The sequence below is a fragment of the Rhodococcus sp. H-CA8f genome (genome assembly GCF_002501585.1).
GTDB classification, from domain to species: Bacteria; Actinomycetota; Actinomycetes; order Mycobacteriales; family Mycobacteriaceae; genus Rhodococcus_F; species Rhodococcus_F erythropolis.
In genome coordinates, this window is sequence record NZ_CP023720.1 from 1,399,991 (window position 1) to 1,420,375 (window position 20,385).

General features: G+C 63.2%; 17 protein-coding genes. 6 read left to right on the plus strand and 11 right to left on the minus strand.

Annotated features, from left to right (window positions below):
* Positions 1 to 35: 35 nt before the first annotated feature.
* Positions 36 to 983 carry a DMT family transporter gene (locus CPI83_RS06730; protein ID WP_097386986.1) on the minus strand — a complete coding sequence of 316 codons (948 nt, stop codon included), beginning with the start codon at positions 981 to 983 and terminating at the stop codon, positions 36 to 38.
* A gap of 68 nt (positions 984 to 1,051) precedes the next feature.
* Here CPI83_RS06730 and CPI83_RS06735 point away from each other — a divergent pair, with 68 nt between their 5' ends.
* Together CPI83_RS06735 and CPI83_RS06740 are read left to right on the plus strand one after the other, a co-directional pair.
* Positions 1,052 to 1,597, plus strand: a complete 546-nt coding sequence (locus tag CPI83_RS06735) for a CGNR zinc finger domain-containing protein (protein WP_020908856.1) — start codon at positions 1,052 to 1,054, stop codon at positions 1,595 to 1,597.
* Positions 1,598 to 1,710: 113 nt separating this feature from the next.
* Positions 1,711 to 3,009, plus strand: coding sequence for an NtaA/DmoA family FMN-dependent monooxygenase (locus tag CPI83_RS06740; protein WP_097386987.1), 1,299 nt, complete (start codon positions 1,711 to 1,713; stop codon positions 3,007 to 3,009).
* On the opposite strand, the gene CPI83_RS06745 is transcribed toward CPI83_RS06740, so the two are convergent.
* Together CPI83_RS06745 and pruA are read right to left on the minus strand one after the other, a co-directional pair.
* Positions 3,006 to 3,971, minus strand: coding sequence for a proline dehydrogenase family protein (locus CPI83_RS06745; RefSeq protein WP_097386988.1), 966 nt, complete (start codon positions 3,969 to 3,971; stop codon positions 3,006 to 3,008). The genes CPI83_RS06740 and CPI83_RS06745 overlap by 4 nt on opposite strands.
* Positions 3,971 to 5,632, minus strand: a complete 1,662-nt coding sequence (gene pruA, locus CPI83_RS06750; protein ID WP_097386989.1) for an L-glutamate gamma-semialdehyde dehydrogenase — start codon at positions 5,630 to 5,632, stop codon at positions 3,971 to 3,973. Before pruA ends, CPI83_RS06745 begins: the two co-directional genes overlap by 1 nt.
* Positions 5,633 to 5,827: 195 nt before the next feature.
* On the opposite strand from pruA, the gene CPI83_RS06755 reads away from it, so the two are divergent.
* Genes CPI83_RS06755 through CPI83_RS06765 form a run of 3 tightly spaced genes read left to right on the plus strand, consistent with a single transcriptional unit; the run spans position 5,828 to position 8,912 of the window.
* Positions 5,828 to 7,498, plus strand: a complete 1,671-nt coding sequence (locus CPI83_RS06755; protein WP_070795802.1) for a PucR family transcriptional regulator — start codon at positions 5,828 to 5,830, stop codon at positions 7,496 to 7,498.
* A complete protein-coding gene (locus tag CPI83_RS06760; RefSeq protein ID WP_019744997.1) occupies positions 7,495 to 7,812 on the plus strand; it encodes a nuclear transport factor 2 family protein in 318 nt (105 codons plus the stop codon). Before CPI83_RS06755 ends, CPI83_RS06760 begins: the two co-directional genes overlap by 4 nt.
* Positions 7,812 to 8,912 (plus strand): DNA alkylation repair protein, encoded by a 1,101-nt coding sequence (locus CPI83_RS06765; RefSeq protein ID WP_070795803.1) that lies wholly within the window; start codon positions 7,812 to 7,814, stop codon positions 8,910 to 8,912. The genes CPI83_RS06760 and CPI83_RS06765 overlap by 1 nt, the downstream gene beginning before the upstream one ends.
* Positions 8,913 to 8,959: 47 nt before the next feature.
* On the opposite strand, the gene CPI83_RS06770 is transcribed toward CPI83_RS06765, so the two are convergent.
* Positions 8,960 to 10,009, minus strand: coding sequence for an ABC transporter substrate-binding protein (locus CPI83_RS06770; RefSeq protein WP_232816876.1), 1,050 nt, complete (start codon positions 10,007 to 10,009; stop codon positions 8,960 to 8,962).
* Between the two features lie 373 nt (positions 10,010 to 10,382).
* On the opposite strand from CPI83_RS06770, the gene CPI83_RS06775 reads away from it, so the two are divergent.
* Positions 10,383 to 11,471 carry a 3-deoxy-7-phosphoheptulonate synthase gene (locus tag CPI83_RS06775; RefSeq protein ID WP_097386991.1) on the plus strand — a complete coding sequence of 363 codons (1,089 nt, stop codon included), beginning with the start codon at positions 10,383 to 10,385 and terminating at the stop codon, positions 11,469 to 11,471.
* 54 nt (positions 11,472 to 11,525) lie between these two features.
* Here the strand turns inward: CPI83_RS06775 and CPI83_RS06780 are convergent, their stop codons facing one another.
* The 7 genes from CPI83_RS06780 to CPI83_RS06810 all read right to left on the minus strand — a co-directional run bounded on the left by CPI83_RS06780 (position 11,526) and on the right by CPI83_RS06810 (position 20,283).
* Positions 11,526 to 12,329 (minus strand): TIM barrel protein, encoded by an 804-nt coding sequence (locus tag CPI83_RS06780; protein WP_097386992.1) that lies wholly within the window; start codon positions 12,327 to 12,329, stop codon positions 11,526 to 11,528.
* Positions 12,326 to 14,053 (minus strand): FAD-dependent oxidoreductase, encoded by a 1,728-nt coding sequence (locus CPI83_RS06785; protein WP_097386993.1) that lies wholly within the window; start codon positions 14,051 to 14,053, stop codon positions 12,326 to 12,328. The genes CPI83_RS06780 and CPI83_RS06785 overlap by 4 nt, the downstream gene beginning before the upstream one ends.
* Positions 14,050 to 15,144: a Gfo/Idh/MocA family oxidoreductase gene (locus tag CPI83_RS06790; protein WP_084325179.1), complete on the minus strand. Its 1,095-nt coding sequence runs from the start codon at positions 15,142 to 15,144 to the stop codon at positions 14,050 to 14,052. Before CPI83_RS06790 ends, CPI83_RS06785 begins: the two co-directional genes overlap by 4 nt.
* Positions 15,144 to 15,968, minus strand: a complete 825-nt coding sequence (locus CPI83_RS06795) for an aldo/keto reductase (RefSeq protein ID WP_097386994.1) — start codon at positions 15,966 to 15,968, stop codon at positions 15,144 to 15,146. Before CPI83_RS06795 ends, CPI83_RS06790 begins: the two co-directional genes overlap by 1 nt.
* Positions 15,965 to 17,917, minus strand: a complete 1,953-nt coding sequence (locus CPI83_RS06800; protein ID WP_198586364.1) for an FAD-dependent oxidoreductase — start codon at positions 17,915 to 17,917, stop codon at positions 15,965 to 15,967. Before CPI83_RS06800 ends, CPI83_RS06795 begins: the two co-directional genes overlap by 4 nt.
* 44 nt (positions 17,918 to 17,961) lie before the next feature.
* Positions 17,962 to 18,843, minus strand: coding sequence for a shikimate dehydrogenase (locus tag CPI83_RS06805; protein WP_097388135.1), 882 nt, complete (start codon positions 18,841 to 18,843; stop codon positions 17,962 to 17,964).
* A gap of 63 nt (positions 18,844 to 18,906) precedes the next feature.
* The gene (locus CPI83_RS06810) at positions 18,907 to 20,283 is read right to left on the minus strand and encodes an MFS transporter (protein ID WP_029256055.1); all 1,377 of its coding nucleotides are present in this window, start codon (positions 20,281 to 20,283) and stop codon (positions 18,907 to 18,909) included.
* Positions 20,284 to 20,385: the final 102 nt, after the last annotated feature.

Consider the following 20,385-nt stretch of genomic DNA (forward strand, 5'->3'; position numbering starts at 1 on the left):
TGCTCGCTTCGAGGTCGTGATCCCTCGTCCGTCCGTCATTCTTCTGCCATGACATTTGTCATCGGGTCGGCCGGTATCTGATTCGGTGCAACCTGGCCGAGGCGCGCGAGGACCAACCCCGCGATGATTGCTGCGCCACCCACAGCTTGGAGTGCAGTGACGGATTCCCCGACCAGGATCCACGCGGCGAGGACCGCGCACAGCACTTCGGTCAGCGCTACGAGAGATCCGATTGTCGGCCCCAGCAGCGTGATTGCGGCGATGCCGGTGAGATAGGCAATGACAGTGCTGACCAGGACCAGGACCACCACCGGCAGCCATACGTTCACCGAATGGTCTGCCACGACGGCGTTCGAGGCCGAGAACTGGAGGGGGAGGACGCCGACGAGTCCGAGCGCGCCGATGACCACTGCACTGACCGTGAGCCCCGATGCCGCGAGCACAACAGGATGGAGATCACCGTCCGCACGTTCGGAAATGACGAAATAGACTGCAAGGCATGCCGCGGCGGCCAGTCCCCAGGCGACTCCGACGGCACTGATCTCTGCCGATCCGAAGACGTCGATCACCACGGCGGCGCCGATCATGGCAACCGCCGCACCGAGAAGCGTCTGCACGCTCGGACGCGCGCCCTTGGTTATCCACACCCATCCGATGACGATGATCGGTGCAAGGTACTCGAGAAGCAATGCGACGCCGACCGAAAGATGTTGCACGGCATTGAAGAAGCACAGTTGAACGCCCGAGATCGCGAACACCCCATACAGCAGTACCGTTCGCGTGTGGGCGCTCACCTGTCGTAGGCGAGGCCATTGGGTGGCTACGGCGATCACCATCATCACCAGTGCGCCGCCGGCAACGCGCGCGAACACTGCGCCGCCGGGGGACCACCCCGATTCGATGAGAGACTTCGCGAACGGGCCCGAGACGCCGAACGTTGCCGCGGACAGCAGAGCGAAGATCAGGCCGTTGCGAGAGTTCACGTCGTCACCCGTCAGGAGTAAAAGCGATTACGATGCTGACATTAGGTTGATAGAGCTCAGGAGTCAAAGTGCATTTTGCTGGTGACACGGAATCGGCGCTCGTCTTCGCCGCGTCGTTGGTCAACACGGCCCGCGGCGGGGCTGAACTGCTTCCGGATCAAGAGGAGCTGACACGGTTTCTCGACGCGGATCATTGGACCGGCAGGCGGGACGGCACGCGGGAGGAATTGACGGCGGTTCGTGCGCTGCGTCCACGACTGCGAAAGTTCTGGGAAGCCGCGGGAGTGGACGACGCCGTCGAGGTGGTGAACACACTGCTACTCGAATCGGGCGCGAGGCCGCGGCTCACCAGGCACGACGACCTCGGCTGGCATCTGCACGTCACCGCTGACGATTCGCCACTGGTGGACCGGATGGCCGCAGAAGCGGCGATGGGTGTGCTCGATCTGATCCGAACCGACGAATTCTCGCGGTTGCGATGGTGCGAGGCCCCGGACTGCGAGGCGGTCTTCGTGGATTTGTCGCGCAATCGTTCGAAGCGATACTGCGACACCGGAAACTGTGGGAACAGGGCGCACGTCGCCGCCTATCGTGCCCGTAAATCCGGGGCGTGACCAAGCGGCGTTCGGAGGGATAGAACCAGGCTGAGTGAATACCTTGTCGGGAGCCAGGATCGGTCTAGCGTTGTGAATTCGGAACAGATTTCGCGAAGCCAGGAGGATGGTCGGTGGCCGATCGTAGGCGTCCACTCAAGACGGTGACCGGTGTCAGCGGGGCGGTGAGTATCTACGACGCCGCGATCGATCCGACGACGTCGACGGTCGCGTCCGCGATCGACGTCGCAAAGACGGCCGAGGCGAACAAGATCGACGGACTGTTTGCCGCCGACCTGCTGAGTTTCGGCGCGCAGGGCGCGATCGGTGCGCAGGAGCCGTTGATCTTCCTTGCCGCGCTGAGTGCGGTCACCACCCATGTGGGGCTGATCGCCACCGTCACGACCACATTTCATCACCCTTTCAACCTGGCGCGGTTGTTCGGCACCCTGGACCACGTCAGCAATGGTCGAGCCGCATGGAATGCCGTCACTTCCTCACTCGGAGAAGAGAACTACAGCGACCTGGACCTGCCGAGTCCGGAGGAGCGGTACGCCCGAGCGGCTGAATCGCTCGAGGTGGTCAACGCGCTCTTCGACAGTTGGAAGCCCGGCGCCCTGACCCGGGGAGAGGGCTCAGCGGTGCTCGATCCGTCGAGGGTGGTCCCCATCGAGCATCGAGGCAAGTACTTCACGGTGCAGGGGCCGCTGAACATCCCCTCCCTGCCGCAGCGTCGTCCGGTCCAATTCCAGGCCGGCCAATCTGCCGGAGGTATCGAACTGGGTGCTCGCTTCGCGGAGGTCGTATTCACTTCTCTCGCAACCTTCGAGGACGCGGTCACCTACACGAAGACGATCCGCGCCCGGGCGGCAGAGTTGGGGCGTGGGGACGAACTGCCACTGATTTTCAGCTCGTTCCACGCAACGTACGGCGCTACCGAAACCGAAGTCGAACGATTGGTCAGAGAAGCCGAGGAATCGATGGACTTCGACGCCGGTCGCACGAGGCTTGCCGACATGTTCGGCGGTGACGTGGATTTCTCGGAATTGCCGCTGGATCGGCCGATCCCGGAGTCGTTGTTGCCGGACCCGTCGTCGGTGAATCGACGACGGGGCCGGGTCGAGATCTTCGGCAAGCTCGCATCACAAGGAAAGACTCTGCGTGAGTTGATCATCGCGTCCAAGGACACCGGCCACTGGGCAGCGGCGGGCACCCCGGAACAGCTCGCGGACGCGATCGAGGAACGATACGACGCGGGCGTACTCGACGTCATCACGCTCGGTGACCTTGCCGATCCGCGTACACGCGATTTCGTCACGAACGGACTGCTGCCGGAACTACGCAAGCGCAGAATCGTGGGAACAGATTACGTCGGGGGTACCTTCCGTGAGAACCTCGAGTTGCCACCGCTGCCACCGGTTTCCAGCACCTAGTTGTTGGAGGCGAGTGAGCGCATGAAGAACATGAGGTTGGCCGGCCGTTCCGCCAGGCGACGCATGAAGTAGCCGTACCACTGGCTGCCGTAGGGAACGTAGACCCGCAGGTGATTGCCTTCGGCTACCAATCTGCGTTGTTCGCCGTCGCGGATGCCGTAGAGCATCTGAAACTCGAAATCCTCGGCTGTCCGTTCGGTCAATGTGGCGAGTTCGAGGGCGGCGTCGATCATGGTGGGATCGTGGGAGGCGACCATCGGGTACCCGTCACCTTCCATCAAGACCTTCAGGCAACGCAGGTACGACGCGTCGACTTCGCCGGGCTTTTGGAACGCAACGTCGGCCGGTTCCTTGTATGCACCCTTGCACAGTCGAATTCGTGAACCTGATCCGGAGAAGTGCTGGCAGTCGGCCTCGGTGCGGTGCAGATACGCCTGCAGGACCGTGCCGAGCGTCGGGAAGTCGCGGCGCAACTCTTCGACGATGGACAGTGTCGAGTCGGTGGTGGTGTGATCCTCCGCGTCGACGGTGACCCACGCGCCCACTTCGTCTGCCGCTGTGACGATTCGGTGAGCGTTCGCCAGGGCGATCTTCTCGCCGTCACCGGGAAGTGACTGCCCTAACGCGGAGAGCTTGAGCGAAACCTCGAGGGTGTGTTGCGTCCCAGCCGCTTCGGAAAGCGTTGCGTACGAGCGGAGAAGGGAGAGATAGGCGTCGACGGTAGCTGTTGCCTGAGCTGGATCGGTAGTGTCCTCGCCGAGGTAGTCGACCGTCACGAACCGGCCACTGGTGAGGATGTCGCGTACGGCAGAGACCGCTGCGGGTTCCGCGTCCCCGGCGACAAACCTGTCTACCAGCTTGCGAGTCACGGTCATCCCGGAGACTGTCTTCTCCAGCCGCGACGAGCGTGCCGCAGCGAGGAGTACCGGGCGCAGCGGGTTGCTCAGCGAGACGGCACTCATCAACGGTTCTCGCTCTCGGCTGGATCGACGTCCTGGTGGGGGTAGCGATGATCGGTGGGAGGAACGAAGGTTTCCTTGACGGTGCGTGTCGACGCCCAACGGAGCAGGTTCTGCGGTGAACCGGCCTTGTCGTTGGTACCGGAAGCTCGAGCGCCGCCGAAGGGCTGTTGTCCGACTACCGCGCCCGTCGGCTTGTCGTTGACGTAGAAGTTTCCGGCGGCGAACCGCAGACCGTGGTGAGCTTGATCGACGGCCGCACGGTCGGTGGCGATCACGGCACCGGTCAGGGCGTACGCGGATCCGCTGTCGATACGAGCGAGGATGTCGGCGTAGGCATTCGGTGCGGAGTCGTCGTAGACGTGCAGGGAGAGTATGGGGCCGAAGTACTCGGTGCTGAAGGCTTCGTCACTGGGGTCGTCACCGAGCAGGACCGTCGGCGAGATGAAGAATCCTTCGCGGTCGTCGTAGTCGCCGCCTGCTGCGATGGTGAGGCTGCCGGTCGACTTGGCTCGGACGATCGCGGCGGCGTTGCGGTCGAAGGAACGCTGGTCGATGACGGCGCCGCCGAAGTTCGTCAGGTCCGTGACGTCGCCGTACTTCAGTGACGACACTGTGTCGATGAACGTGTCGCCCATCTTGGCCCACACCGATTTCGGGACGAATGCCCGTGACGCGGCCGAGCATTTCTGTCCCTGATAGTCGAAGGCCCCGCGGATCAATGCCGTCGTGAGTACGTCGGGGTCTGCTGAACTGTGTGCGAGTACAAAATCTTTGCCGCCGGTTTCGCCGACGAGACGCGGATACGTCCGGTAGTTCGAGATGTTGGCTCCGACCTCACGCCACAAACGCTGGAACGTTGCGGTCGATCCGGTGAAGTGGATGCCTGCCAAGCGCGGGTCGGTCAGCGCGACCTCCGACACCGTGGGCCCGTCGCCGAGAACAAGATTGATCACCCCGGGTGGGAGGCCGGCGGCTTCGAGTAGTTGCATCGTCAGGTACGCCGCGACGGCCTGCGTCGGTGACGGCTTCCAGATCACGGTGTTGCCCATCAGGGCCGGTGCGGTGGGGAGATTTCCGGCGATGGCGGTGAAATTGAAGGGGGTGATCGCATAGACAAAACCTTCGAGTGGTCGATATTCGACGCGATTCCACACTCCCGGAGCGGAAACGGGTTGGTCGGCGAGTATCTGACGAGCGAACGCGACGTTGAAACGCCAGAAATCGATCAGTTCGCACGGGGCATCGATCTCGGCCTGATATGCGGTCTTCGACTGACCGAGCATTGTTGCGGCGGCGATGGTTTCGCGCCACGGGCCGGAGAGTAGATCGGCGGCGCGGAGGAAGACCGCAGCTCGGTCGTCGAACGAGAGGTCGCGCCAGGCCGGGGCGGCGAGTGTAGCGGCGTCGATGGCATCACGAACATCCGAGTGCGTTGCGCCCGCAAACGATCCGATGACCGAGCTGTGACGGTGTGGTTGAACTACGTTCTCCCGCTTGCCCTCCGCAGTTCGGTGGACGCCCCCGATGACCTGTCGGATGTCGGTGGGTGCCTCGGCCAGTTCGGTCAGTTTGGTGCGTAGGCGTGATCGTTCCGGGCTTCCCGGCCCGTAATTGTTGACCGGCTCGTTGGAGGGGTGGGGGACATTGGTGACGGCGTCCATGACGATCCTTCGGCAGACTGATGGGTGGGGCAGTTGTCGTGTCGTCATCAGTCAAGCCGAAAGGAGTCGGCGAGTAATCCGCTGATCGGCCAAACTTCTCGGACGCTGTTTGTTCGATCGGCTGAACCATCTCCGCAGGAAAATGAACTATTCTCGAAATTGAGGCGTTGGAACGGTCCGGAAAGTGGGTGGTACGTGGCTATCCGTGAGGTCAGGCTCGACGCGGTCCTTCGGGCGCTGGGCGGAGCCTTTGTCGAGCTCGTCTTCGCGCCGTCAGGTGATGACGTCTTCGTCGACTCCGTGGTGTTCGCGGAGGTCGGGGACCTCACACGCCCCGGAACCGCGGACGTCGAATCCTCTGAGCTCTGGCTCGCTGTCGGTATCGGCGCAGCCGAATTGGCAGCCTGGCTGAACCGCGTCGATCAGAAGGGATCAGCGCCTCGGGCCGTCATGTCGAAGGAGGCCTCGGACACGTCGGTGCGCGCGGCGGCACAGCGCGCCGGGATCGCCTTGATAGCAGTCCATCCGGACGCTCGTTGGGATCGATTGTTCACCACGATCCGGGGCGTGCTCGATCATTCGGTATCCCGTCAGGATTCTGAGGACGTTGTATTCGGCAGTGACACAGACTTGTTCGAGCTGGCGCAGAACGTCGCGTCACTCACCCGGGGGATGGTCAGCATCGAGGACGAGCGTTCCCACGTGATGGCTTATTCGGCATCAGGGGATGCTGCGGACGAGCTCCGCCGGCAATCGATCCTCGGCCGTGAAGGACCTCGGGAATACCTCCGGAAGCTACAGGAGTGGGGCGTCTTCGAAAGCTTGCGGCGAAGTGACGACGTGGTGGAGGTGCCTGCGCACGAAGACCTCGCGATCAGGCGACGGTTGGTGGTTCCCATTCGCAGAATTTCCGAGAACGTCAAGGGGGAGAGCGGTTTCAGTTCTGATCTGCTCGGCACGATCTGGGTGCAGGAAGGCCCGCTTCCCATCGCCGGCGATGCCGACAGAGTGCTCCGCGGTGCAGCGGCCATTGCAGCTCGGCTGATTTCGCGCATCCGAGACGCGCCGAGTAACGAGGCGATACAGGTTCAGCGCTTGCTCGGGGTTCGCGGCGGCGGCGTCGATGTTCCTTCTCTGGCGGCCTCGTTGTCCATCCCGATGTCCGGACCCGCGATGGTGATCGGCGTGGCGAGTGTCGGGGGCAGAGTGTTGTCGGCTTCGGGTGAGCTCGTGTCGTCGTTGCGCCTGCACGCCAGTGCCTTTCACCGTGAATCGCTGGTGAGTGCATTCGGCGCCCGGATCTATGTGCTGTTTCCGCGAACCCAATCCGTGAAATCCACAGTCTCGTGGACCCGTGAAGTTGTCGCGCGTTTGGACAAGGTGTCGCCCTCGGGTTTACGGGCCGCAGTCTCGTCGCCGGTTTCGACGCTTGCGGAGGTGGCTAGGGCTCGCGCCGAAGTGGATCGGGTCTTGGACGGAACGTCGGGGGATGTTCGTGTGACCACCCTCGCGGACTCGCGCACTCCGGTGCTGCTGGGCGAAATCATGGACGCGATTGCGGCCGACGAGCAACTGCACGATCCGAGAATCGACGCGCTCGACGTCTACGACAGGCGTAACGGGTCGAACATGCGTGAAAGCGTCTCCGTTTACCTCGCGCATTCGGGCGATGTCCGACGCGCGTCCGAGCAGCTTCGCATTCACCCGAACACACTCAGGTATCGGATCAAAAGGGTCGAGGAGATAACAGATACCGACCTGTCCGAGCCCTCGACGAGGCTGTTGATGGAGATTCAGTTGGAGGCGTCCGCTCGCGCAGTGAGTTCGCCGAACCTGTCGGACCCCAGCAGTACTCTTCGCGAATGATCGACTCAGCGAAGGTGCCAGGCGCAGCGCGCGCGTATTTCGACGGCGGAGACGTCCGTGACGTGTTCACCGAAGACGCCGTGGTGCGTGACGACGGCCGGACGTATGTCGGGATCGAAGAAATCGTGGCATGGAAGTCCGCCGTGTCGACGGCGTTCACCTTCACCCAGAAGATCGAGTCGGTCAACACCCCAGGCTCGGCCGTTGTCGTGTCGGTGAAGGTCGAGGGTGATTTTCCCGGAAGCCCCGTCCAGTTACATCACCATTTCACTCTCGACGGTGATCGGATTTCCGCTCTCACGGTGTGCCCCTGATGCCCACCGCTGACGAACTGCTCGGGAAATCCGTCGTCGCCGATCTGGCAGGCTGTCTCGAGCGAGCCTCCGGTCACACACGCCTCGCCCTCGTTCGGGGTAGTACATCCGAATTCGACGGTATGAGTCTCGGCGAACGTACCCGCGTTGTGCGGGACGCGATGACTGCCGAACTGCCTCAGGATCTTCCGGCCTTCGCCGAGATCATCCGCCGTGCGCTTTCAGAGGAGACCTTCACTGGTTGGATGATCTGGCCGGTGACCGAAGCTGTCGCCGTCACGGCGACACGAAGTGGCTCCGAGTCGGACTTCGACGAGGGAATGGCTCTCCTTGCCGAGCTGACGTCGCGTCTGACGGCCGAATTCGCAATTCGCACATTTCTCGAAACGAACCTTGACCGTTCGCTGGCGATCGCACTCACCTGGACCGGCCATGAAGACGAACACGTCCGGCGCTTGGCGACCGAAGGCACTCGTACTCGTTTGCCCTGGGGAAGACGAGTGAAAGAATTGACGGCGTGTCCCGAGTCGACAATCGCCATTCTCGACGAGCTGTATCGGGATGATTCGGAATATGTACGACGTTCGGTCGCAAACCATCTCAACGATCTCAGTCGTGCTGACGCAGCGCTCGCCGTGTCGACTGCGAAGCGTTGGTTACAGACACCGGATTCCAACACACTGAAAATCGTCAAACATGCATTGCGGACGTTGATCAAGGCCGGCGACCCAGATGCTCTGTCTCTTCTGGGGTTCTCGCCGCCCACCGACGTCGTGGTCGAAGGGTTCGTCATCGACCGTGAAATAGTCGATGCGGGTGGAGAACTCACCTTCGACTTCGCCGTCACGAACAACGGCAGCGAGTCCGTCACCGTCGTGATCGATTACATCGTCCACCACGTGAAGGCCAACGGGACGACGACGCCGAAGGTCTTCAAACTGACAACACGAACGCTCGAGCCTGGGGTGCCGGCCCGCATCGCGAAGAGGCATTCCTTCAAACCGATCAGTACCCGGAAGTACTACGCCGGCGAACATGCCGTCGAGGTGCAGATCAACGGTGTACGCCAGGTGCGAGGTGTATTCCGTTTGGACGCGTGAGTGACCCCACCGGTCACTCACGCGCCGATCCAATGCCCGCACAGACGTCAGCGCATGACCTGTACCTGCTCGGCGATGTCAGCGGCCAGGGCCATCGCAGTCAGAGCGAGGCCGTTGTTGAGGTCATATCGCAGATGCCCGACATGGCCGTCCTGGACAGCGCGGACTCGTTTCCACGTCGGCGACTCGGCTTCGACGGCGTCGGGGTTCTGTAGCAGTACGAAGTCGGCCTGGTCGAAGATCGCGAGCTCCTCGAGGCTGTAGAAAGTCGAATCCTTCCGATCGGGTGCGGCATGGGCGGCGTCAGTCAAGACGTTCAGGCCGAGGTCCTGTGCAACCGACACGGCGAACGTGTTGTTCTGCAGCCAGATCTGACCGCTGTCTGCACCGGCGATCGCAATCGACTTGCCTTCGAGGAGACCACCGATCTTGGCCCGCGCTTGAGCAAGTTCGGCGTTGTATCGGGCGATGACGCGTTCGGCGACTTCGCGGCGATCGAGCGCCGTGAGCTGCGCGGTCATGGCCTGTTTCCAGGACGAGCCCGTCGTGCCCTCGTCAACGACGAGCACCGGGGCGATGTCAGTGCCGAGCAGGCCCCTGTCCTGGTAGTAATCCCACCAGCCTTTCCCGACAACCAACAGATCGGGGTCGTAGCTCAGGATCGATTCGGCGTTCGGTTCGTTGTTCGTCCCACCGAGGCGAGCTGCGCCGGCGGGTACCTTCTGCATGAGTTGAGACTTCGGATCCCAATTGGTCGCGACGATCGGGTACTCGGCCAGTAGTGCAAAATCGAGGGCGCCTCGGGCTTCGAGCACCACGACACGCTTGGGGTCCCGCGGGAGGCGGTAGGTCTGGTCTGCGACGACGATTTCGACCCACTCGTCCGAGGCTTCGGTGCCGCTGGATTCGCTCGAACATGCAGACAGCGCGCCCAGTGCACCGAGCGCCGCCGCACTGGTCAGGAACCCGCGTCGTGTCAAGGAATCGATCAGACGGGTGAATTCGTCGTCCACATCTTTTGTCGACTGCAAGGGGGTTTCGGTCGCAGAAGGGGACACCGTCGGGTGGAAGGTTTTGGTCGATTCGATCACAGGCATGAGAAGGCGCAGCTCCATCTGATGTTCCGGGCATTGGCAGGTGCCTAACCAACGTATTCGAACTTCGCAGCCGGAGCCTTACTCGAAAGCGCCAACCGCTCAGCGGATTTGGCCATTCTTCACGGACTCGTGCCACGGGACTCGCCCCTCGGATTCGGCTTGTTGTGGACGGGCGCGCCCATCTGATCCGAACTCGAGGTATCGTGGCCGTCATGCAGCGCGTCTATTTCTGGTTTAGCAGGCCGGCCCCGGGTGGGCCTGCCGGCGTAACCACGCGCTGACAACCTCCACCCAAGAGCCGGACTACAGACCGGCTCGCTGGAGTTTCTCTTCATCTCTGGGGTCGGCCTGAGAACAGGAAACCGAAAACCCCATGACTGTCACCATCGACACCACCGCAGCTTCGGACAGCCTCGACGATCAGCGCACTGTGAGTATCAGTCCGCTCGTGTCACCGGCGACTGTTCGTGCTCAGCACGCTCCGGACGAGGTCGCGGCCGCAACCGTGCGCACCGGTCGGGCCGACACGATCAACATCCTCAACGGTGACGACGATCGTTTGATCGTCGTTGTCGGTCCGTGCTCCGTGCACGATCCGGAAGCGGCGATGGACTACGCCCGCCGGTTGGCCGCCAAGGCCGAAGAACTGCGGGACGATCTGCACATCGTCATGCGCGTCTACTTCGAAAAGCCGCGCACCACTCTCGGGTGGAAGGGCCTGCTCAACGACCCCCACCTCGACGGCACGTTCGACATCAACACCGGGCTCGGTATCGGCCGCAAGTTGCTTCTCGACGTGTCGAGTCTGGGCCTGCCTGTCGGCTGCGAGTTCCTTGATCCGATCATGCCGCAGTACATCGCCGACCTGGTCAGCTACGGTGCGATCGGCGCCCGGACCGCCGCCAGTCAGGTTCACCGTCAGCTGTGCAGCGCGCTGTCCATGCCCGTCGGCATCAAGAATTCCACCGAAGGTGATGTGCAGGTAGCCGTCGACGGTACCCGCGCCGCGGCGGCGAGCCATGTGTTCCCCGGAACGGATCTCGACGGCCAGGCTGCCTTGATTCGGACCGCGGGCAACCCGGACTGCCATGTCATTCTTCGTGGCGGCAGCGACGGACCGAACTACGATGCCGAGACCGTCGCGGATACCCTTGCTCGCCTGCGTAAGTCGAACCTGCCCGAGCGCGTGGTCATCGACGCGAGTCACGGTAACAGCAGCAAGGACCACGAGCGTCAGGTCATCGTGCTGGACGACATTGCCCGACGTCTGACCGAGGGTGAGCAGGGAATCGCCGGCATCATGTTGGAGAGTTTCATCGAGGCCGGCCGTCAGGACCTGACCTTGGGTAAGGCGGACGAGCTCACCTACGGTCAGTCGATCACCGACGCGTGCATCGACTGGTCCACCACCGCAGCGCAGTTGGACCGTCTGGCGCAGGCCGTTGCGGCTCGGAGGGGCTGACGCCCCCGTGCGCGTTTAGGGAGTGCCTGGACTCGCTAAACGCGCACAGGGCCGCTAGGCCAACACTGCTCGCGTGGCCTCGACCAGGCGCTTCAGCCAGGCGTCCGTGCCGACGGCGCGGCGCAGCGGCTCGTTGGGCAATTCGATGCTGACCGGCAGTCCGGCAGGCAATGTCGACCAGATGTCGGCCAGGGCGATGCCGCCGGTGCCGGGCACCAGACGCTCTTCGCGGGCGTGACGGATCAGTTCTGCGTCATCCGTAGGAGCGGGGGTCGAACCGTCGCACATCTGGGCGTAGTGAAGCCACTCGCGCGGGATGGACGCAAGATCCTCCAGCGTGGTCGCCGAGCGGTCGGTGTGGAGTGCGTCGACCAGGACACTACGAGCCGGACCGTCTGCCGCCGAGACGATCTCGATGGCCGCACGCGCATCGGGCACCGCAGTCCACGGCATGAATTCGAGCGAGGCGACGATGCCGTAGTTCGCGCACAGTTCAGCGAGGCGGGCATAGGAGTTCGTGAGCCGAGCGCGGTCGCGGTCGTCGCCGCCCACCAGAACGGCTTTGGCTCCGAGCTGTGCACCCGCTTCGAGAAGCGGAACGTAGTCGGTGGGGTCGAAGTCGGCTGCAAGGCGGATGATTTCGAGGTCGAATACCTCAACGGGTGAATCATCCAGTCGACGCACCAGTTCGTCCAACGACTGCTTGTCCTCGTGCAGCGGGTAGGCCGTCGTACCTGGTGCCGCAGGCATCAGGCGGATGCCGATGGTGTCGAAGCCGTGCTTTTCGGCCAAGTCGACGTGCTGCATCGGAGCAGTGTCCAGCACCGTGAGGGCTGCAAGCCCGAGTGAGAGTGTCATGCGTGCGCTCCAACTGTCTTGGCTCCGGCCAGTTCCCGACCTGCCAGGTAACCGAACGTCATAGCCGGGCCGAGGTTGATGCCGCCGGACGGGTAGTGCCCGCCCATCACGCTGGCCTGATCGACGCCGACGGCGAGCAATCCCTCGATGGGGCGGTCGTTGTCATCGAGAACCTGCGACGACGAGTCGGTAACAAGCCCGGCGAAGGTACCGAAACTGCCCGGCACCACCTTCAGCGCGTAGTACGGACCCTTCTGTAAGGGCGCGAGCGACGGGTTCGGCCAGGGGTTGGCGGTATCGCCGGATCCCCGGTTGAACGGTGTTGTGCCGCGACCGAACTCGGGGTCTTCACCGGCCACGGCCCCGACATTGAATGCCTCGATTGTCTTTTCCAACTGCGTCGGATCAACGCCGATCTTCTCTGCCAGTTCGCGAACGGTGCGACCACGTGTCAGGTATCCCGAGCGCAGGTACGGCTGGATCGGTATCGGCAGGGGCTTGGCCATGCCCAGCGGGAGATAGCGCACATACTGCTGATCGGCGATCAACCACGAGCACACTTCTTCGCCCTCAGGAACCTGCTCGACCATCGCGAGTGTGTAGTCGTGGTAGCCGAGTGCCTCGTTGACAAAACGCTTGCCGTTCGCGAGAACTCCGATGACACCGGGCTTTCCGCGGTCGAGGATGTGCGGGAACACCCCTTCCTTGCCGTTGCGGTAGCGAACGATGGAGACGGGGCAGTACGCGACGGGGGAGGCAAGAGTGCGGTCGAGGCGACCACCCACGGATTCGCCGAGGGTGATGCCGTCGCCGGTGGTTGTCTTCGGAGTGAGTGACCAGTGCTCGTTTCCGGTGGGGGTACGGGGGAACAGTTCACGTCGGCGGTCGATGTCCTGGGCGAAGCCGCCGGTGGCCAGTACGACGCCGCGCGTGGCAGTTACCGAGTACGCACCATCCGGACCTTCGAGGCGGACACCGACAACGCGACCGTCATCGTCAGTCTGCAGCGATGTTGCCGACGTTTTCACCCGAATCTCGACGCCGAGATCGAGCGCTGAGCGAAGCATCATGCCGACAAGCGCAGTGCCGTTGACGAGTTGCTGGCCACGACGCTTGGTGGCGAGATCGAACATGTGCTTTGTCACGCGAACACCACAGTGCACAAATGCTTTCGGCGATCGAGTCGAATGCAGGAATGCCTGCAGGTCGGGGCCGGCCATGATGCCCATGCCGAGGAATGACGTCTCGTACAACTGTCGACGTAGCAGCGCCGCGACGTCGGGGCCGAGCTTTCGCAAGCTCACCGGTTTCGGTCCGACGGAACGATGACCCGTGGCGGCTCCCGGTGTGTCGCCGTGAATGTCGGCGATCTTGGCTCCGGGAACAAACTTCAGCGCAGTCTTGCGTTCGAAGAACTCGACCATCTCCGGTGCGCCGTCGAGAAGAGCATCCACTTTGGCGGCGTCGAAGTTGTCTCCGAGTCGGTTCTCCAGATATGCCCGCGGCGCCGAACGATCTTCGACAACCCCGTCGGCGATGGCAAACATGTTGCGCGGGGTCCACATCCACCCGCCTGACCAGGCCGTTGCGCCGCCGCAGGTGTCGGCCTTCTCGACAACGAGTACCGACGCGCCGCCATGTGCTGCGGCAATTGCTGTGGAAAGCCCGCCTGCGCCGGAGCCCACGACAACCACGTCGTAGGTGAGGGGGGTACTGCTACTCATTTCTGCTCCTTGGCAGTTGCTGCGAGGGTCGGTGTCGATGTCAGCTCGACAACCTTCCCGGTTCGTGACGATTCGTAGATTGCGGCGATGATGGCAAGTGATGCGCGGGCGTCCCGGCCGGTGACGGCGGGTTCGCGCCCGGTCAGGACGGCGTCGGCGAAGTCCTGAACCTGCAAGGTGTGGAAGTCGGTGAGTGCCGCATTGACTGCTCCCACATCGAGATTGGCGTCTATGTCGGCGGAATACGGCGACTGGAACTCGACTTCGCCCGGCACGGTCCAGATTTCGTTGACACCCTCGTGCCCTTCAGGAAATTCGAGGACGCTGGCGATGGCGCCGGTGCGCCCGATCACTGTCACGCGGTTGCCCAGATTGTGATTGGCACCGGTAGTCGCGGTGACGGTGGCGGTGCCGCCCGAAGCAAAGGAAATTACAGCTGACGCACTGTCCTCGGTCTCGATGTGCTCACCGTGGGTGTGGGTGCGGATGAAGCCGCTGACCGAGACGGCCTCGCCCATGAACCAGGCCAGCATGTCGATCTGGTGCACCGCCTGCGTCATGAGCACGCCACCGCCGTCGGTGTCCCAGCGTCCGCGCCACGCGTCGGCCGAGTAGTAACTCGACGGGCGGTGCAGGATCACCGACGCCTCGCCTAGCGTGGGCAGTCCGATCCGGCCGTCGTCGATGGCGTCCCGGATACGACGCGCGGCCGGCCAGAAGCGGCGTTGGAAGAGGACGCCGAAGGTGATACCGGCGCGGTCGGCGGCCTCGATCATGCGGTCGGCGGCAGCAACATCGACCGCGATGGGCTTCTCGCACAACACATGTACACCCGCTTCGGCAGCGGCCACGACTACCTCTTCATGTACCGGGTGCGGCGTGCAAACGGTGCAGGCGTCGAGTCCGAGGGCGAGAAGTTGCTCCACTGAACTCACGGCTGCGGGAATGCCGTGCGCTGCCGCGAACTCCTGGGCGCGTCCGAGATCGGGATCGCAGCAGCCGATCACCTCGACGCCGGGGACTTGTTGTAGGGCTCGGGCATGGTTGCCGGCGATCTTGCCGCAGCCGACGATTCCGACTTTCAACGTCATCAGAAATGTTCCTCTGCTTCGACGTCCCGCGCCGCAGACTCGCCGCGGTCGAGACTGTTCAGTACTTCGATGTCTTCGCCGGAGAGGGTCACGTCGAGTGCTGCCAGGTTCTCGGCCTGACGCGTCGGGTTCGCTGATCGCGCGACCGGAACCACACCCTGCGCGACGTGCCAAGCGAGGACCACTTGAGCTGGGGTGCAACCGATTCGGCCGGCGATCTCCCCGACCACGGCGTTGTCGAGCACATCGCCGCGGCCGAGCGGGCTCCACGACTGCGTGAAGATTCCGAGTTCGTCGTTGGCGCGGCGCACCGGAATTCGCGCGAGCGACGGGTCCATCTGAATCTGGTTGACTGCCGGTGCCTCGCCGGTTTCGGCGACGACGCGGCGCAGGTGGTGCTCCAGGAAGTTCGACACACCCACGTACCGAACCAGTCCGGCGTCGCGGCAGGCCAGCATCGCCTCGAACGACGCAACGTAACGATCGATTCGCGGGAGCGGCCAGTGGATCAGGAACAGATCGAGTTGATCCAGTCCCAGTCGTTCCAGGCTCTGCTCGAGCGCTCCGCGGATGTCACCGGAAACCTGGTCGTTTCCACGAAGTTTGGTGGTGACAAACAGTTCTTCTCGCGGCAGAGCAGACTCCGCCAACGCTACGCCGACGGCGTCCTCGTTGCCGTAGATCGCGGCGGTGTCGATGAGGCGGTACCCGGCCTCGATTCCGGAGAGTACCGACTTCGTGGCGTCGGCACCGACCAGTGGCCAGGTTCCGAGTCCGATGGGTGGCAACGCAGTTGCCACCGGTGCGGCTGTGTGTGCGCTCATGCGTGAACCTCCTGACGGGCCGCAGCGGCGGCGGTGATGGCGACGGCAACGTCGGCTGCGGTCACGAGTGCGGCATGGATGGATCCGCCGTCACCGCTCGCGTCGCCGACGGCATGGACCCCGAGTCGTGGTGCCAGTGAACGTAGTTCGGTCAAAAGCTCCGAGCGCGGCTCGACGCCCTGTGAGATCAGCAGCTCGCCGGGGGCGTCGACTTCGCTCAGTACACCGCCTGTCGAGATCGTGACCCGATCGGCGTCGACTTTGGTGACGATCGAGCTCAGGTAGGTCGTGAGGTTCTCACTTGAGGCCAGGCGCGGCAGCAGTACGATCTTGCCGCGTCGGCCGACGTCGTGCGCGATGGTTTCCTGCGGCCCGATCATGACGACCTGGGTGCCCTTCTGGAGCAGATCGTCGGCAACAGCGGCAGCCTCGCGGTCGGCGCCGAAAATGGTGATTGCTTCGGGGGCCGGATCTCCGGAGGCGAGGAACTCGCGGACATCACGGACGGTACGGGTTGCTGCTCCGGGGAGGTCAGTCACGGGACCGTGCCCACCGGCAGCAAGGACGATCGCGTCGAAGTCACTGTTTGCGAGCAATGCTGCGTAAGCTCTGGTCGAAGTGTGGCACTGCACCCCGAGTTCGGCCAGTTCCGCGAGGTACCAGTCCACGATCCGCCCGTATTCGGGATATTCGTGCAGCTTCGATGCCAGAGCGAAGTCGCCACCGAGACTGGGGCGTTCGTCGTACAGGTCGACGCGGTGACCGGCAAGTGCCAGGTCGCGGGCAGTGGCCATTCCGGACGGACCGGCACCGATGACGGCGACCCGCACGGTGGCATCAGCCGGCTTTGTAGGCTGATCCAGTTCACGTCCGACCCACGGGTTGACGGAGCAGGGAATGGGACCGGCAGCCAGGCTGTCGATGCAGTAGTTGCAGGCGATGCACGGGCGGTACCGGCCACCGTCGACAGCGCGATTCGGGAAGTCCGGATCGGCGTGCAACGTACGGGCCATGCTGACGAAGTTCGCCTGCCCGGATTCGATGATCTGCGCGGCGATCTCCGGCGACGTGATGCGTCCGGCCACACCAACCGGGATGTCGAAGTCGCGCTGGTACTGCTCGGAGTACGGCGCGAGGAGTCCACGGGACCATTCACCGGGCTGGATGATCCACTGTCCCGCTTCGTAGTTGCCGGCCGAGACGTCGAGGAAATCGAGTCGGTCGGTATCGATGGCGTCGATGCGCACGCGGGTCGTCTCGGCGTCGAGTCCGCCGTCAATGCCTTCGAAGGCTGAGAATCGAAGTCCCAGAGTGATTCCCGGAGCATGCTCGTGGACGGAGGCGATGACCTTGTTGACGAACAAGGTGGGGTCGGCCCATTCGTCGTCGCGGTGATTGTAAGCAGGGGAGAGGAACTGGTGGATCAGATACCCGTGGCCACCGTGCAGGGAGATGACGTCGACGCCCGCCTGCTGGCAGCGCGCTGCGGCTTCACCGAAACAGTCGATGATGTGCTCGATGTCGTCGGCGTCGAGTTGTTCTGGCATCTCGCCGCCGACAACCAAACACGGAATCGGTGTCGGGGCAACGGGAACAAACCCGCTGACAGAACCTTGCGCCGTACGTCCACCGTGGTTGAGTTCGACTCCGACGAGGGCGCCGTGTGCGTGGATCGCGTCGGCCATCTTCTTGATGCCGGGAATCCGTTCGTCGACGTCGACGCCCATCTGCCGGATGCGTCCCTTGCCGTCGGCACGCACGTAGCTGGCTTCGGTGAAGATCAGTGCAGCACCACCTTCGGCGCGGCGGGCGAGGTACGCGATGTACTCGTCCGTCATGGTGCCGTCGACTTCGCAGTAGTTGCGTTCCATCGGGGCGGACACGAACCGGTTCCGGAGGCGGACGCTGCCCATGTCGAGAGGTTCGGCGAAAGGCGCAGTCACCTTCATCAGTGCTCCTGGTACTTCGCGAGAAAGTAGGTGTTCGGTTGTGCTCATGCGCATGCCGTCTCGGAGAGCAGCTCGCTCAGATGGCTGCGCATGCGATCCGTATCGGCTTCGACACCGGTCAGGAGTGTGAAGGTGTCAGAGGCTTGAGCCACCAGCATCTGCCCACCGTCGAGAACCGCGCATCCGAGAGCAGCTGCAGCGTCGAGCAATTCGGTGCGCATCGGTCGATAAACGATGTCAGCGAACCACAATCCGGAATGCAACGCCGCAGGGTCGAAGGGAGTTCCGGGGTGACCCACCATGCCGATCGGAGATGCGTTGACGACGCCGTCGCACGTCGTCAGGTTGACGGCGATCTCATCGATCGCCAAAGCCGTTGTGCGCGTGCCAGGGAAGGCCGAGGTGACGCGAGAACACACATCGACAGCGCGATCGGGATCAATATCTGCGATGCGAAGATCCGTGGTACCGGCGGCGGCGAGTGCGTATGCCACAGCGGAACCCGCCCCTCCTGCCCCGGCAAGCACCACTCGGTCCAAGGCGGCGTCGGGCAAACCGCGCTGCAGTGCTGTGAGGAATCCGCTGTGGTCTGTGTTGTGGCCGATCAAACGGCCGTTGTCGACCACCACCGTGTTGACGGCACCGAGCAACCGCGCGTTGCCGGACAGCTCGTCGAGCGCGTCCACGACAACCTGCTTGCACGGGTGGGTGATGTTCAGTCCGGTGAAATCGCCCGCGACGGCGCCACGCACCACCTCACCGGTTTTCTCGACCGAGATGTTCAGGTTCTCGAGATCGATCAGTTCGTAGCTGTAATCGTCGAGTCCGAGTGCTGCTGCTTCGTGTGCGTGCAACGCGGGCGAGAGTGAGGTGGCGATACCCGACCCGACAAGGCCGATACGGTGACGTGTGTATTCGGTAGTCATGACATTCTCCTGCATAAGTGGGGACGGCCCCTCGCGGCAATTCAGCGCGAGGGGCCGGTCCGGTCAAGCGTTGTTGCTGGTGAGCTCTGAGTCCTGCTTGATCGGCAGGCTCGGCTTCGGTTGGCCCAGTTCTGCTGTGGGCGTGCGGTACGTTTCCGGTCCGGTCATTGCCGCGATGGCGGAGATGACGGCGAAGCCCAGGCACATCCATGCAACCGGTGTCCAGTTGCTCTTGTCTCCGGCCGAGATCGCCTGGGCGATAGCCGGTGTGAAGCCGGCGACAAGGAGTCCGAGCATGAGGCTGACGGCCATTCCGGTGTATCGGACCTTCGCGGGGAACTGCTCCGGGAAGTATGCCGGGTACGTGCCGTTGGGCATCGCGTAGAAGATTCCGATCATGACGATTCCCGAAGCGAAGACCATGGGGACGCTTTGGGTTCCGATCGAATGGAAGAACACGAAGATCATCAAGCCGGCTCCGATGGCGCCGACGACGAAGATGGGCTTGCGTCCGTAGCGATCCGAGAGAATGCCGAACAGCGGCTGAGTCAGTACGGCAACAAAATTGGCGGTCGCGATGGCCCACAGCATCGTGGAGCGCTCGAAGCCGGATTCGACGGCGTACGCCAGGGCGAAGACGTTGACGATGGTGTTGATCATCGCGAAGGTCGAGCTCATGCTGATACGGATCACGGTGCGCCAGTGCGAGCGGAACATCTCGACGACGGGAATTCCGGCCGTCTCGTCCTGTTCCTTGAGTTCCTCGAATACCTCGGGCTCATCCAGGGCGCGACGTAGCCACAGCGCGACGACGGTCACGATGATGCTGAGCCAGAAGGGAACTCGCCAACCCCACGAGTAGAGGTCTTCGTCGGGCAGGCTCGCCACTGGGATGAATACCAGGCTGGAGACGACGATGCCGAACATGATCCCGCTCATGGTGAACGAGGTGAAGAACGAACGACGGTGATCCGGTGCGTGTTCGAGCGTCAGTGCCGAAGAGCCGGGTGATTCACCGCCGGCAGAGAGCCCTTGCAGAAGGCGAAGCAAGACGAGAATGATCGGCGCGGCGATGCCGATCTGGTCGTAGGTCGGCAGGCAACCGACGATGACCGTCGCAACACCCATGAGGAGCAGGCAGGCGAGAAGCGCGTTCTTGCGTCCGTACCGATCGCCGAGGTGTCCCCACAGCACTGCGCCGAGTGGGCGGGCGACGTAGGCCACGCCCAGGGTGCTGATCGAGAGCAGCGTTGCCGTCGAGCCGCCGCCAGGAAAGAAGATCTTGGGGAACACGAGCGCGGCTGCGGAGCCGTAGATGAAGAAGTCGTAGTACTCGAGGGTACTGCCGAGGAAGCCCGAAACGGCGGCGCGGCGCGCATTCGAATTCGGGTGCTCCGCAGTGGAGTGCGTGGAACCGGTGGAGGTGATCGGTGGTGCCATGTGAAGTCCTTTCGTCCCGATGGGCCGGCCGTGGCGGCACGTTTGGTGATGCACCACGCATCGGTGACGTCCCTCACCTTTCGGCGGCTGAGACGACAGTGC